Below are 12822 nucleotides of genomic sequence, written 5' to 3' on the forward strand. Positions count from 1 at the left end.
GACGCATTCGTCTGATCACCGCCGACGCCGTTCAGGTCGCCGGCGCCGCTCCCGAAGGCGTCGCCTAGAGCGAGAACTCCGTGCCGTCCGCCGGGAGCAGTGCGCCGGCGGTCAGCATTGCGGCGTGCTCGGGGGATGTCGGGTCCAGCGCCGGGTTCGTGTTGTTAACGTGCGTTAACGCCCAGCGTGGTCCTGGCCGCCCGGTGATGCGGGCCAGGCTCGCGGTGATCGGGAGGTGCCCCATCGCGAGCTGGTCCGGCCCGTCGACGCCGGCCATTTCGTCCGGTGCGTAGAACGTGCCGTCGAGCAGCACCAGAGATGCACCCTCCACGAACGAGTCGAAGCCCGGCGGCCAGCTCTTCAGGCACGGCGCGTACACCAGCACACCGCCGGTGGCCGGGTCCTCGATCCGGTAGGCGACCACCCACGGGCCGTCCTGCGCGGCTGCGTACTTCGGCCGCTTGTCACTCACGGGAAGGCAGGCGACGCGCAGTCCCGGCAGGTCCTCCGGCGGCCGCCAGTCCCAGCCGCCGTAGCTGTCGAGGATCGCGCGCACGGGCGAGAGCCCCTGCCGCACCGCGTCGGGCGCCCACACCGGGAGACCGCCCGACTCGCGCAGCATCAGCAAACCCAGCGAGTGGTCCAGCTCGGCGTCGGTGAGCAGCACTCCGCGCACCGGGATCTCGCGCGGGCCGGGCCCGGCCCGCAACGCCGGCGTGGAAAGGATCTGGGACCGGATGTCGGGTGAGCAGTTGAGCAGGTACCAGCCGGCGCCGTCGGCGCTTACCGCGACGCAGTCCTGCGTGCGCGGCGGGAGCCCGGACGTGCACAACCGGCACGCGCAGTTCCACTGTGGACAACCGCCGCCCGCGGCTGTGCCGAGCAGGATGACCTTCACCGGCGCATGACCAGCTCGGACGTGCCCGGCCGGGACAGGATCAGGTCGACGACGTCGCGCTGCGGCGACCGCGAGCACACCGGGTCGGTCGCCGCGGCGTCGCCGGTGAGCAGGAACGCCTGGCAGCGGCAGCCGCCGAAGTCGAGCCCGCGGCGGTCGCACGTGCGGCACGGCTCGGCCATCCAGTCCTCGCCGCGGTAGGCGTTGAAGGACTCGGAGCGGTACCAGATGTCGGCGAGCGGGGTGTCCCGTATCGAGGACAGCTGCAGTGTCGAGATCGCCGACGCCGCCGGGCAGGGCAGTACGGTGCCGTCCGGCGCGACGGTCAGCTGCCGCGCGCCCCAGCCGTACATGCACGGTTTCGGGTACGGCTCGTAGTAGTCGGCGACGACGTAGACGATCTCCATCGTGCCGCGCAGCCGCGCGACGGCCGCGCGCACGATCGGCTCGGCGGCCTCGAGCTGGGCCGGCGTCGGCATCAGTGCGTCGCGGTTGCGCAGCGCCCAGCCGTAGTACTGGGTGTTCGCCAGCTCCAGCCGGTCGGCGCCCATCCGCTCGGCCAGGGTGATGATCCCGGCCAGCTCGTCGTGGTTCTGCCGGTGCAGCACGACGTTCAGCGACAGCGGCAGACCAGCCGCCTTCATGAGCGCGGCCGCGGCGAGCTTTCGGTCGTGCGCCTTGGCGCCGGCCAGCAGGTTCGCGCGCTCCCGCGTTGCGCCCTGCGCCGACAGCTGGACGTGCGCCAAGCCGCGTTCGACGAGGTCGTCCAGCCGCGCCGCGGTGAGCCCCAGCCCGGAGGTGACGAGGTTGACGTAGCAGCCGAGTTCGCCGGCGTGTGCCACCAGCTCCGGCAGGTCGGGGCGGGCCAGCGGTTCACCGCCGGACATGTGCACCTGCAGCACGCCCAGCTCGCGTGCCTGCGAAAGCACCGAAATCCAGTCCTCGGTGGACAGCTCGGCGTCGCGCGACACGAGTTCAAGAGGATTGGAGCAATAAGGACAATGCAACGGGCAACGGTGGGTCAGCTCGGCGAGCAGGCCGAGCGGCGGGGTCACGTCCATGCGACGACCCGCCGTTCACCCAGCCGGGACAACACGTCGAGGACGTCGTCGGCCCGGACGCCGGAAAAGCGCTTTCCCAGGACCGTCGTGATTTCGGTGACGGATCGCGCCCCGTCGCAGAGTTCGAGCACCGCGGCCGCGGTGGCGTTCGGCACCAGGACACCTTCGGGGAACAGCAGCACGTGCGTCTCCCGAACGTGGTCGAAGGACAGTCGCACGCCGCGGCGCAGCTGTGGGATGGACGCCGCGGTGATCATCCTGCCGCCCGCTCGATCGCGTCCAGCATGGTCCACAGGACGTCGCACTTGAAGGCCAGTGCGGCGATCGCGCGGTCCTGCTGTTCGCGCGTGACGCAGTGGCGGACCACGATGTCGAGGGTGTCCTTGCCCTCGCCGGAGACCTTGTCGATCCGGTTGGTGAAGTAGGCGAGGTCCGCGGGCGCGATCCACGCGTAGTTCGCCAGCATGTCCGCGACGCGCTGCTGCATCAGGTGCCCGGCGAACATCTCGGTGAGGCCGGAGGCTACGGCCTCCCACCACGGCTTGGTGCGCGCGAAGTTCACGTAGGCGTCGACGGCGAAGCGGACACCGGGGACGACGTGGCGCTGGTCGAGCACCTCGTCGCGGTCGAGGCCGACCGCGGCGCAGAGGCGCAGCCAGCGTTCGGCGCCGCCGTCCCCGGCGGTGGTGCCGTCGTGGTAGACGATCCGGTCGAGCCAGTGCCGCCGGATCTCCGGCAGGGGGCAGTTGCTGATGATCGCCGCGTCCTTCTGCGGCAGCGCCTGCTGGTAGTACCAGCGGTTGGCCGCCCAGACGCGCAACCCGCGCTCGGTCAGCTCACCCGCGTGCAAGCGGTGGTGGAACGGGTGCGTGCCCCAGTACCGGCCGGAAAGACCGCGCAGCTCAGCTGTGAATGCGCTTTCCGGCAATGGCTCGACGGTCACGGTTCAGTCCGCCATGCGAGCCGCGTAGGCGGTCACCTCCATGGGAGTTTCGTATTCGACGAAGTCGGGCGTGGTCCACACTTCGGTGCCTTCGGTCATTTCCTGCTCCTCTCGCGGAACTGATCTCCGCCACCGTAGGAGCGCGGAGAGCGAGCTGGCCAGAGCAGTTCGGAAACTTTCCTTCCGATGGCCGAGTGCGGGTGCCGCTCACCGGTGCTACCTGACCGCGGCCTCCAGCTCGACCAGCGCCGTGTCGAGGTGCGTCAGGATCCGCTGCAGGTGCGGCACGCTGCGCCGGCAGCCGGTGACGCCGAAGTCGAGGTTGTCGCCGTTGCTGGTCAGCGTGATGTTGACGGCCTGGCCGTCGAGCAGCACCGACGCCGGGTAGATGCCGTCGAGCTGGGCGCCGTTCCAGTACATCTGCTTGCGCGGGCCGGGCACGTTCGAGATCACCAGGTTGAACGGCGGGCGCGTGTTGTTCACGACGCCCGGGATGGGCGAGACGCCCAGCTGCGCGACGTTAACGGCCGATAACAACAGCGTCTGCAACGGCGTCAGCTCCGAGAACAGCCGCTTCCCGTTGCGCATGGACTGGTGGATCGTGACGAGCCGCTTGCCCGCGTCCGGCAGGTCGGTGGCGAGGTTGCACAGCAGCGCGCCGATGTTGTTGCCCGACGCTTCGCCGGGGTCGTTCTGGCGGCGCAGCGACACCGGCACCATCGCGACGAGCGGCGCGTCCGGCAGCGCGCGCTGCTCGATGAGGTAGTCGCGCAGCGCGCCGGAGCACATCGCGAGCACCACGTCGTTGCGCGACACTCCGCCGGCGTTGGCGACCTTCCGGACGCGATCGAGCGACCACGACTGCGCGGCGAACCGCCGCGCGCCGCCGATCGGGACGTTAAACATCGTCCGCGGCGCCTGCCCCGGCAGGGTCACCGTGTGCTCGCTGAACGCCTCCCGCGCCACCTTCATCGCGGCGGGCGCCAGGCCGGCGAGCTGGTTGACGGTCTTGCCCGCGGTCTCGAGGAGCGAGCGAGGGCTCTTGGCGGGCTTTTCACCGGGCTTGCGCCGGCTGCCCCACCACGGCGGGCAGTCCAGGTCACCCGGGTCGTCCGACAGCGTGCCCTGCAGCTGCCGCAACGCGGAGACGCCGTCCATCAGCGCGTGGTGCACCTTGGTGTAGACGGCGAACCGGCCGTCGGCCAGGCCTTCGATGAGGTGGGTCTCCCACAGCGGGCGGTGCCGGTCGAGGAGCGTGCTGTGCCAGCGTGACGTCAGCTCCAGCAGCTCGCGGACGCGGCCCGGCTGCGGCAGCGCCGAGTGCCGGAAGTGGTAGTCGAGCTCGAGGTCGGTCTCGGCCCGCCAGGCGACGTGACCCATCGTGTTGACCGGGCGGGCCGGGCGGCGCCGGAACACCGACCGCATGTTGTCCGATTCGAGCAGGTTCCGGCGGACGTCGCGCAGGTAGTCCGGGCCCGCGCCGTCCGGTTTCTTGAACAGCTGCAGACCGCCCACGTGCATCGGATGCTCGCGCGTTTCGACCAGGAGGAACATCGAGTCGGTCACGGGCATCATCGCCATGGGACATCACCTTCCGCACTCGGCACGCCGACTCTACGCGCTCGGCGACCGTGGGTGGATCACGTTCTACATTGGCGAGTATGACCGTCCGCGGCGCTGGGGAAACGTCCTTGCCACCGATGGCCGAGTGTGTCGTGATCGGCGGCGGGGTGATCGGGGTGAGCTGCGCGTTCCGGCTGGCCGAGGCCGGGGTGGACGTCCTGCTGCTGGAGCGCGACGGCCTGGGCGAGGGCTCGACGGCGAAGGCGGCCGGCGGCATCCGCTCGTCGTTCACCAGCGGTGTCAACGTCGAGCTGGGCCTGCGCGGGCTCGCGGCGTACAGCGCTTTCTCCGAGGACTTCGGCGTCGAGATCGACTTCAGGCGGGACGGCTACCTGTACCTGCTCACCGACCCCGCGGACGTGCCCGCATTCGGACATTGCGCAGAGCTGCAACAGGCGCACGGCGTCCGGAGCTACCTGCTCGAGCCCTCCGAAGCGAAGCGCGTCATGCCGCTGCTGGAGACGGACGGCCTGGTCGCCGCGCTTTGGTCGCCGGACGATGCGAAGGCGACTCCGGACGCGGTCGTGCAGGGCTACGCGAGAGCTGCGCGCGCGAAAGGTGCGCAGCTGCGGACTGGCGTGGAGGTCACCGGCATCGAGCGGGACGGCGATCAGTTAACCGGCGTTAACACGTCGGCGGGGTTCGTCCGGACCGGCGCGGTCGTGTGCGCGGCAGGTGCGTGGTCGGGGCGCGTCGGGGAGCTTGCCGGGCTGGACCTGCCGGTGCGTCCCTTTCGGCGGCAGGTCGTCTTCACCGGACCTGTGCCCGACCTGCCGGAGCAGGTGCCGCTGACCATAGAGATGTCGTCGGCGTTCTACTTCCATCGGGAGGGTGCAGGTCTGGCGATGTCCGTTTGCGACGACGACGGCTTCCCGGGCTTCGACATCCACTACGAAGCCGGCGAGTGGCTGCCGCGGCTGGCCGAGGTGGCCGGGCGGCGGATTCCGGCCGTGGTCGACGCCGGAGTCCGGACCGCCTGGGCCGGGCTGTACGAAATGACGCCGGACCGCAACCAGATCATCGGGGAAAGCGTCCTCCTGTCGCGGTTCTTCTACGCGACCGGTTTCTCCGGCCACGGCTTCCAGATGGGCCCGGCCGCCGGGGAGCTCGTCCGAGACCTCTACCTGGGGCGACCGCCGGCCGTGGACATCGCCGGGCTCGACGTCCGGCGGTTCGAAGGCGCCGATACCGCACCGGCCGAGCGCAACATCGTCTAGGGGCTGATTGCCAGATCGTTCAACGATCTGGCAGTATCCGGGCCGTGGCTGTGAGTGGTGCTCGGGAGCTGGTGGACGCGCTGAAAACACTCGGGACCGAGATCGTCTTCGGGCTCCCGGGAGTGCACAACCTCCCGTTGTGGGAGGCGCTCGCCGAGACCGACATCAAGCTCGTCGGGGTCCGGCACGAGCAGACCGCCGGCTACGCGGCCGACGGGTACGCCCGCGCCACCGGCAAGCTCGGCGTCGCGCTGGTGACCACCGGGCCCGGCGCGGCGAACACCCTCGGCGCGGTCGGCGAGGCCATGGCGTCCGCGGCTCCGGTGCTGGTCATCGCCACCGACATCCCTTCGACGCTGCGGCGTCCGGGTGTTGTGCGCGGGGTGCTGCACGAGACGTCCGACCAGCAGGCGATGTTCGCGCCGGTGACCAAGGGCGGCTTCACCGTGCGGGCCGCCGACCAGATCGGCACCACCGTGCACCGCGCGGCGCGGCTCGCGCTGCAGCCGCAGAGCGGGCCCGTCTACCTCGGCGTGCCGACCGACTACCTGCGCGAGACGGTGCCGCACCGGCGTCCGCCCGCGCCGCACCGCAAGCCCGAGAGCGACGTCCCCGACCTCGCGCGGGCCGAAGCGATGCTGTCCGACGCGCGCAACCCGCTGATCTGGGCCGGGGGTGGCGCGCTGCGGTCGGGCGCGGGGGACGCGATCGGCGCGCTCGCCGAGAAGATCGCCGCGCCGGTGATCACCACCTTCGGCGCGCGCGGCCTGCTCCCGCTCGACCACCCGTGCCTGGCGCCGAACCCGGTGCACACGCCGGAGGTCGGGGAGCTGTGGGACGAGGCCGACGTCGTGCTCGCCATCGGCACCGACTTCGACGGCCTGATGACGCAGAACTGGCTGATGCCGAAGCCGCGGCAGCTCATCGCGGTCAACGTCGACGCCGACGACGCCGCCAAGAACTACCCGCCGGACCTGACACTGGTCGGCGACGCCCGGGCGATCGTCGAGCGGCTGCTGCCGAAACAACGGCCGGGGCTCAACGACATCACGTTGCGGCTGGCCGGGATCGGCCGCCGGGTGCGGCAGCGGATCCGCGAGGAGGAGCCGCAGGCCTACGACTTCCTGTCCACTTTGGACGAGGTGCTGCCGACGAACGCCGTGCTCGTCTCCGACATGTGCGTCGCGGGGTACTGGGTCGGCGGCTTCCACCGGGTGCGGGCGCCGCGCAAGCTCGCCTACCCGATGGGCTGGGGCACTCTGGGGTACGGCTTCCCGGCGTCGCTCGGCGCCGCCGCCGCAGGGGTCGGGCGCGCCATCTGCATCACCGGGGACGGCGGTTTCCTTTACGCCTGCGGAGATCTCGCGACGCTCGCGCAGGAACAGCTGCCGGTCACGGTGGTCCTGGTCGACGACGGCGGGTACGGCATGCTGCGCTACGACCAGGAACGCGAGGGGCTCCCGCGTCGCGGGGTCGACTGGGACAGCCCGGACTTCGTCGGCCTCGCGCGGTCCTTCGGGGTGCACGCCGACCGCGTGTCCGGGTTCGGGCGGGCGTTCCGGCGGCTGCTCGGGGAGTTCGTCGAGTCGGACGAGCCGAACGTGCTGGTGGTGAAGGCCAAGCTGAAGCCGCCGCTCAACACCTCGCCGCGGTGGTACCGGAAGGCCGCGGGATGAGGATCGGCGTCGACATCGGCGGCACGTTCACCGACCTCTGCGCGGTGGACGAGACCGGGATCGTCGCGGTCGGCAAGGTCCTGACCACGCACGACGAGCCGGCCCGCGCGATCGCGCAGGCACTCGACGCGCTGCTGGCGGACGCCGGGATCGTCGCCGGGGACGTCGAGCAGGTCGTGCACGGGACGACGCTGGTGACCAACGCGCTGATCGAGCGCAAGGGCTCGCGGACCGCGCTGCTCGCGACGGCGGGCTTCCGCGACGTCCTGGAGATGCGGCGCGAGCACCGGTACGAGCTCTACGACCTGCACCTCGAACTGCCCGCGCCGCTCGTGCCACGGCATCTGCGTTTCGACGTCCCGGAGCGGATTCTCGCCGACGGGTCCGTCCACATCGGACTCGACGAGGCGCACGTCGCGCGACTGGGCCGCGAGCTCGTGGACCGCGGTATCGAAGCGGTCGCGGTCTGCTTCCTGCACTCGTTCACCAACCCGGACCACGAACGGCGCGCCGCCGAGATCCTGGCCGAGGCGGCGCCGTCGCTGAGGGTGGCGTTGTCGTCGGACGTCGTCCCGGAGATCCGCGAGTTCGAACGCGCCTCGACCACGGTCGCCAACGTCTACGTCCAGGACCTCACCGAACGCTACCTGCGGGATCTCGAACACCGGCTGCGGCGGCTCGGGATCGGCGGCGCGCCGCTCATCATGCTGTCCAACGGCGGTCTGGCCACTGTGGACACCGCGGCCCGGCACCCGATCCGGATCCTCGAGTCCGGCCCGGCAGGCGGGGCGCTCGCCGCGGCCGCGATCGGACCCGGCGACCTGCTGGCCTTCGACATGGGCGGCACCACGGCGAAACTGTGCCTGATCGCCGGCGGCGCACCGCTGGTGACGCACCAGTTCGAAGTGGACCGCAAGTACCGGCTGCTCCCGGGATCGGGGCTGCCGGTGCAGGTGCCGGTCACCGACATGATCGAGATCGGCGTCGGCGGCGGGTCGATCGCCCGGATCGACGCGCTCGGCCTGCTGACCGTCGGGCCCGACTCGGCGGGCTCCGAGCCCGGGCCGGTCTGTTACGGCCGGGGTGGCACCGAGCCCACGGTGACCGACGCCGACCTGGTGCTCGGTTACCTCGACCCGGGGTACTTCCTCGGCGGCAGCATGACACTCGACGCCGCGGCCGCGCGGTCGGCCATCGCGGAAAAGATCGCCGGACCTCTCGGCGTGAGTGTCGAAGAGGCCGCGTGGGGCATCCACACGAGTGTCAACGAGGACATGGCGAACGCCGCGCGAGTGCACGCCGTCGAGCGTGGCCAGGACCCGGCGAAGCTGCCGATGTACACCTTCGGCGGCGCGGGCCCGGTGCACGGCGTGGGTGTCGCCCGCGCGCTCGGGGCGCCGTCGGTCGTCGCGCCGCCCGCTGCCGGAGTGCTCAGCGCGGCCGGGTTCCTCACCGCGCCGCTGGCGTTCGACTTCGTCCGGTCGGCCCGCGCGGCCGTGCACGACTTGGCGTGGGAGCAGGTCGACGCGTTGTTCGCCGAGATGGAGGCCGAGGGCGCGGCGCTGCTCGCGAAGTCCGGTGTGGACGAAGTGACCCATCGCCGGATCGCCGAGATGCGCTATTCCGGGCAGGGGTACGAAATCCGCGTGCCGGTTCAGGATGGCAGCTGGCCGGACACCCTCATCGAGGAGTTCACGGCCACCTACCGCGCGCTCTACCGGCGCACCGGGCCCGAGGTCGGTGTCGAGGTGCTGAACTGGCGGGTCGTCTCGAGCGGACCCGCACCGGAGGTCACGTTGCGGCTCAAGACGCGGGTGACCAGCGGTGACGCGCGCAAGGGCACCCGCAAGGCCTACTTTCCCGCCGCCGGGGGATTTGTCGACACGGCGGTCTTCGACCGGTACCGGCTCGAACCGGGCATGCGGATCGACGGACCGGCCATTGTGGAGGAACGAGAGTCCACTGTGGTCGTCCCACCCGGCGCGCACTGCGTCGTCCGGGAGGACGCCGCGCTGGAGGTGACGGTGTGAGCGTCGACCCGATCCTGGTCGGACTGTTCGGCAACCGGCTGCACTCGATCCTCGCCGAGCAGCAGAACGCGCTGGTCAACACGGCTTTCTCCGCGGTGGTCCGGGAATCGCTCGACCTGGCCTGCGCGGTGTTCGACTCGAGCGGGGAGATGATCGGGCAGTCCGTCGGCGGCACGCCCGGCCACATCAACGCGATGGCCACCGGCATGCACCACTTCGTCGCGGCCTACCCGCCGGAGACGCTCGAACCCGGCGACGTGCTGCTCACCAACGACCCGTGGCAGACCGCCGGGCAGATCAACGACATCACCGTCGCGACCCCGGTGTTCCGGCGCGGCCGGCTCGTCGCGTGGTTCGCGTCGTGCTGCCACGCGCCGGACATCGGCGGCAGGCTCGTCTCCGCCGAGGCGCACGAGGTCTTCGAAGAGGGCCTGCGGCTGCCGATCCTCAAGTTCCTGCGCGCGGGTGAGGTCAACACCGATTTGGAACGGCTGGTTCGCGCCAACGTCCGTACGCCGGAGGAGACCATCGGCGACCTGTACGCGCAGGTCACCGGCAACGAGGTCGGCGCGGCGAGCCTGCTGCGGCTCCTCGACGAGTTCGGGCTCGACTCGCTCGACGACGTCGCCGCGGAGATCATGAACCGGTCCGAGAAGGCTCTGCGCGACGCGCTGCGGGAGCTGCCGGACGGCACGTACACCAACGAGATCGCGACTGACGGCTTCGACGACGAAGAAGTCGTCCTGCGGGTGACGGCCACTGTGGACGGTGACGAGATCCACCTCGACTTCGCAGGTTCGTCGCCGCAGAGCCGCCGGGGGATCAACGTCGTCCTGAACTACACGCGCGCGTACGCGTCGTTCGCGGTCAAGGCGGCGATCTCGCCGGAGGTGCCGCACAACGCCGGGTCGTTCCGGCCGGTGCGCGTCACCGCGCCCGAAGGTTCGGTGCTGAACTGCCTGCCACCCGCGCCGGTCGCGTCGCGGCACCTGATCGGGCACTTCCTGCCGTCGCTGCTGATCGGCGCGCTGCCCCGCACCGCGATCGCGCCGAGTGCCGACGCGCTGTGGATGACCATCTGGCGTGGTCCCGGGTTCATGCTCAACGTCTTCCAGACCGGCGGGACGGGCGCCCGGGTGGACAAGGACGGCCTGAACACCACCGGTTTCCCGAGCGGGCTGCGGTCGACGCCGACCGAGGTCATCGAGACGATGGCGCCGCTCGTCCAGCACACCCGGGAGCTGCGGGCAGACTCCGGCGGCGCCGGACGGTGGCGCGGCGGCCTCGGCCAGGTGACCACGATGGCGGTCCGTGGCTCGGAAGCGTGGAGTGTCAACGGGAACGTCGACCGGGTGCGTGCCGAAGCATCCGGAGTGGACGGTGGCGGACCAGGCGCGGTCGGCCGGTTCGGGCTGCGCGAAGGCGACGACCTGCCCGCGAAGAGCCGGGTGACGCTGGCCGCGGAGTCCGTTGTGGACGTCACGCTGCCGGGCGGCGGCGGGTACGGGCCGCCGTTCGAGCGGCCGGTGACGGCGGTGCTCGCCGACGTCGTCGAGGGGTACGTCTCGGTGGCGGCGGCGCGTGCGGTGTACGGCGTCGAGGTGCGTTACCTCGGGGAACCGGACGCGCTCGTCCGGCTGCCCGAGGACTACGAGGTGGACGACGAGCGGACAGCTCGGCTGAGGGCAGGGGAGTGACATGAGTCGGTTGGCCGGCAAGGTGGCGGTCGTGTTCGGTGGCGCGCGGGGTATCGGCCTCGCCACGGTGAAGGAGTTCCTCGCCGAAGGCGCCACGGTGTTCGCTTCGGACATCCGCGAACCCGCGGAACGGATCGACGGGTACCGCCACTCCATTGTGGACGCCACGGACGAGGACCAGGTCGCGGCGTTCGTCGACGGCGTGGTCGCCGAAACCGGGCGGATCGACGTCCTGTTCAACAACGTCGGCGGCCACCTCGGCAAGCCGCTCGCCGACACGACGCTGGCCGAGTTCGACGGCATCTTCGCGCTCAACGTGCGCGCCGCCTTCCTCGGCACGCGCGCCGTGCTGCCGCACATGATCGAGCGCAAGGCCGGCAGCATCGTCACGACGTCGTCGAACGGCGGGGTGATGGGCCGCCCCGGCGACCCCGTCTACAACGCCACCAAGCACGCGCTGGTCGGGCTGACGAAGTCCATCGCCGTCGCCCACGCGCACCAAGGCATCCGCGCCAACACGGTGAACCCCGGCGCGATCGACACCGACATGCTGCGCGGCACGCTCAACTCGCCGGAGGAGTTCGAAACCAAGCAGCACCAGCTCGTCGCGAGCACCCCCGCGGCGCGCGTCGGCGAAGCCTGGGAAGTCGCGAAAGCGGTCGTCTTCCTGGCGAGTGACGAGTCGCGGTTCATCAACGGCGTGGTGCTCCCGATCGACGGCGCGAAGGCCGCGGGCGCGATGCCGGGTAACCGCTACAGCCTCGATTTCGAGCTCGGCGTCAGGTAGCGCCGTGTCCGTCGATGCCTCGGGGCTGGAGAGCGAGCGGCACCAGCTCGAACGCAGTGGCACCGCCGAGCGGGTCGCCGCGATCCTGCGCCAGTACATCACCGACGGCGTGTTCGCCCCCGGTGAACGGCTGTCCGAGCCGGTGATCAGCTCGGCGCTCGGCGTCTCGCGCAACACGCTGCGCGAGTCGTTCCAGCTGCTGGCCCACGAGCGGCTGGCGGTGCACGAGCTGAACCGCGGGGTGTTCGTGCGCGAACTGACCGTCGAGGACATCGAAGACCTGTACGTCGTGCGCCGCGCCACCGAATGCGGGGCGCTGCGCCGCGCGGCCGAGCTGCCCGAGGTGGACCTCGGCCCGGTCGAGCAGGCCCTGCGGGACGGCCGGACGGCGGCGCGGGCCGCGGACTGGCCTGCGGTCGGCACCGCGAGCATCCACTTCCACCAGGCCGTCGTCGACCTCGCGGGCAGCGAGCGCATCTCCGCGACCATGCGCCAGGTGCTCGCCGAAACGCGGCTGTTCTTCGTCCTCAACGAGAACACGCGGGAGTTCTACGAGCCGTTCCTCGACTGCCACGAGAAGATCCTGCGCGACCTGCGGCGAGGCCGGTTCGCCGCGGCGGAGTCGGCGTTGGACCGCTACCTGCGTGACGCCGAAGCCCGGCTGCTCGCGCTCAGCGAGTCCTGAGCCGTCGGGTAAACGATCGTTAAAGTGCACAGCTCGCGGGACGTGACGGCCCGGTACGTCCCGTCGGCGCCGGCGGACCAGTGGTGCCGGGTCACCGTGCCGACGACGTGGGTGACCGCGTAGCCGAGGGGACCCGCCTCGGCGGCCGGCGCCCCGGCGAGGACCAGCGCGGCCACGGCGGCGGTGGTCTTCGCGCGGGCGAACA

Annotated in this window: 12 protein-coding genes; 6 read left to right on the top strand and 6 right to left on the bottom strand. The window is 71.1% G+C overall.

Annotation, left to right across the window (positions count from 1 at the left end; all coding sequences use genetic code 11):
• Positions 1 to 64: 64 nt before the first annotated feature.
• From pqqB to ACZ63E_RS14045, 6 genes are all read right to left on the bottom strand, one after another.
• A complete protein-coding gene (gene pqqB, locus ACZ63E_RS14020) occupies positions 65 to 898 on the bottom strand; it encodes a pyrroloquinoline quinone biosynthesis protein PqqB (protein WP_465336318.1) in 834 nt (277 codons plus the stop codon).
• Positions 895 to 1959 carry a pyrroloquinoline quinone biosynthesis protein PqqE gene (gene pqqE, locus ACZ63E_RS14025; protein WP_465336319.1) on the bottom strand — a complete coding sequence of 355 codons (1065 nt, stop codon included), beginning with the start codon at positions 1957 to 1959 and terminating at the stop codon, positions 895 to 897. Before pqqE ends, pqqB begins: the two co-directional genes overlap by 4 nt.
• Positions 1950 to 2216: a pyrroloquinoline quinone biosynthesis peptide chaperone PqqD gene (gene pqqD, locus ACZ63E_RS14030; protein ID WP_465336320.1), complete on the bottom strand. Its 267-nt coding sequence runs from the start codon at positions 2214 to 2216 to the stop codon at positions 1950 to 1952. Before pqqD ends, pqqE begins: the two co-directional genes overlap by 10 nt.
• Entirely contained in the window at positions 2213 to 2902 is a 690-nt protein-coding gene (pqqC, locus tag ACZ63E_RS14035; protein ID WP_465336321.1) for a pyrroloquinoline-quinone synthase PqqC, read from the bottom strand. Before pqqC ends, pqqD begins: the two co-directional genes overlap by 4 nt.
• A gap of 3 nt (positions 2903 to 2905) precedes the next feature.
• Entirely contained in the window at positions 2906 to 3001 is a 96-nt protein-coding gene (pqqA, locus tag ACZ63E_RS14040; RefSeq protein ID WP_465312752.1) for a pyrroloquinoline quinone precursor peptide PqqA, read from the bottom strand.
• A gap of 117 nt (positions 3002 to 3118) precedes the next feature.
• Entirely contained in the window at positions 3119 to 4483 is a 1365-nt protein-coding gene (locus ACZ63E_RS14045) for a WS/DGAT/MGAT family O-acyltransferase (RefSeq protein ID WP_465336322.1), read from the bottom strand.
• An 80-nt stretch (positions 4484 to 4563) separates the two neighbouring features.
• Between ACZ63E_RS14045 and ACZ63E_RS14050 the strand changes: the two genes are divergently transcribed.
• The 6 genes from ACZ63E_RS14050 (at position 4564) to ACZ63E_RS14075 (ending at position 12617) form a co-directional block, all read left to right on the top strand.
• The gene (locus ACZ63E_RS14050; RefSeq protein WP_465336323.1) at positions 4564 to 5742 is read left to right on the top strand and encodes an NAD(P)/FAD-dependent oxidoreductase; all 1179 of its coding nucleotides are present in this window, start codon (positions 4564 to 4566) and stop codon (positions 5740 to 5742) included.
• 71 nt (positions 5743 to 5813) lie between these two features.
• Entirely contained in the window at positions 5814 to 7418 is a 1605-nt protein-coding gene (locus ACZ63E_RS14055) for a thiamine pyrophosphate-binding protein (RefSeq protein ID WP_465312883.1), read from the top strand.
• On the top strand, positions 7415 to 9448 hold the full coding sequence (locus tag ACZ63E_RS14060) for a hydantoinase/oxoprolinase family protein (RefSeq protein ID WP_465336324.1): 2034 nt from the start codon (positions 7415 to 7417) through the stop codon (positions 9446 to 9448). The genes ACZ63E_RS14055 and ACZ63E_RS14060 overlap by 4 nt, the downstream gene beginning before the upstream one ends.
• Positions 9445 to 11145 (top strand): hydantoinase B/oxoprolinase family protein, encoded by a 1701-nt coding sequence (locus ACZ63E_RS14065; protein WP_465336325.1) that lies wholly within the window; start codon positions 9445 to 9447, stop codon positions 11143 to 11145. The genes ACZ63E_RS14060 and ACZ63E_RS14065 overlap by 4 nt, the downstream gene beginning before the upstream one ends.
• A 1-nt stretch (position 11146) precedes the next feature.
• The gene (locus ACZ63E_RS14070) at positions 11147 to 11932 is read left to right on the top strand and encodes an SDR family NAD(P)-dependent oxidoreductase (RefSeq protein ID WP_465336326.1); all 786 of its coding nucleotides are present in this window, start codon (positions 11147 to 11149) and stop codon (positions 11930 to 11932) included.
• A 4-nt stretch (positions 11933 to 11936) separates the two neighbouring features.
• The gene (locus ACZ63E_RS14075) at positions 11937 to 12617 is read left to right on the top strand and encodes a GntR family transcriptional regulator (protein WP_465336327.1); all 681 of its coding nucleotides are present in this window, start codon (positions 11937 to 11939) and stop codon (positions 12615 to 12617) included.
• The last annotated feature ends 205 nt before the right edge of the window (positions 12618 to 12822 follow it).

The organism is Amycolatopsis sp. NPDC104819, assembly GCF_055583145.1.

What these genes read in the sequence shown, in the direction of transcription:
- pqqE (WP_465336319.1), bottom strand. Translation starts at nt 1,959, where the DNA reads ATGGACGTGACCCCGCCGCTCGGCCTGCTCGCCGAGCTGACCCACCGT.
- pqqD (WP_465336320.1), bottom strand. Translation starts at nt 2,216, where the DNA reads ATGATCACCGCGGCGTCCATCCCACAGCTGCGCCGCGGCGTGCGACTG.
- pqqA (WP_465312752.1), bottom strand. Translation starts at nt 3,001, where the DNA reads ATGACCGAAGGCACCGAAGTGTGGACCACGCCCGACTTCGTCGAATAC.
- ACZ63E_RS14045 (WP_465336322.1), bottom strand. Translation starts at nt 4,483, where the DNA reads ATGGCGATGATGCCCGTGACCGACTCGATGTTCCTCCTGGTCGAAACG.
- ACZ63E_RS14050 (WP_465336323.1), top strand. Translation starts at nt 4,564, where the DNA reads ATGACCGTCCGCGGCGCTGGGGAAACGTCCTTGCCACCGATGGCCGAG.
- ACZ63E_RS14060 (WP_465336324.1), top strand. Translation starts at nt 7,415, where the DNA reads ATGAGGATCGGCGTCGACATCGGCGGCACGTTCACCGACCTCTGCGCG.
- ACZ63E_RS14070 (WP_465336326.1), top strand. Translation starts at nt 11,147, where the DNA reads ATGAGTCGGTTGGCCGGCAAGGTGGCGGTCGTGTTCGGTGGCGCGCGG.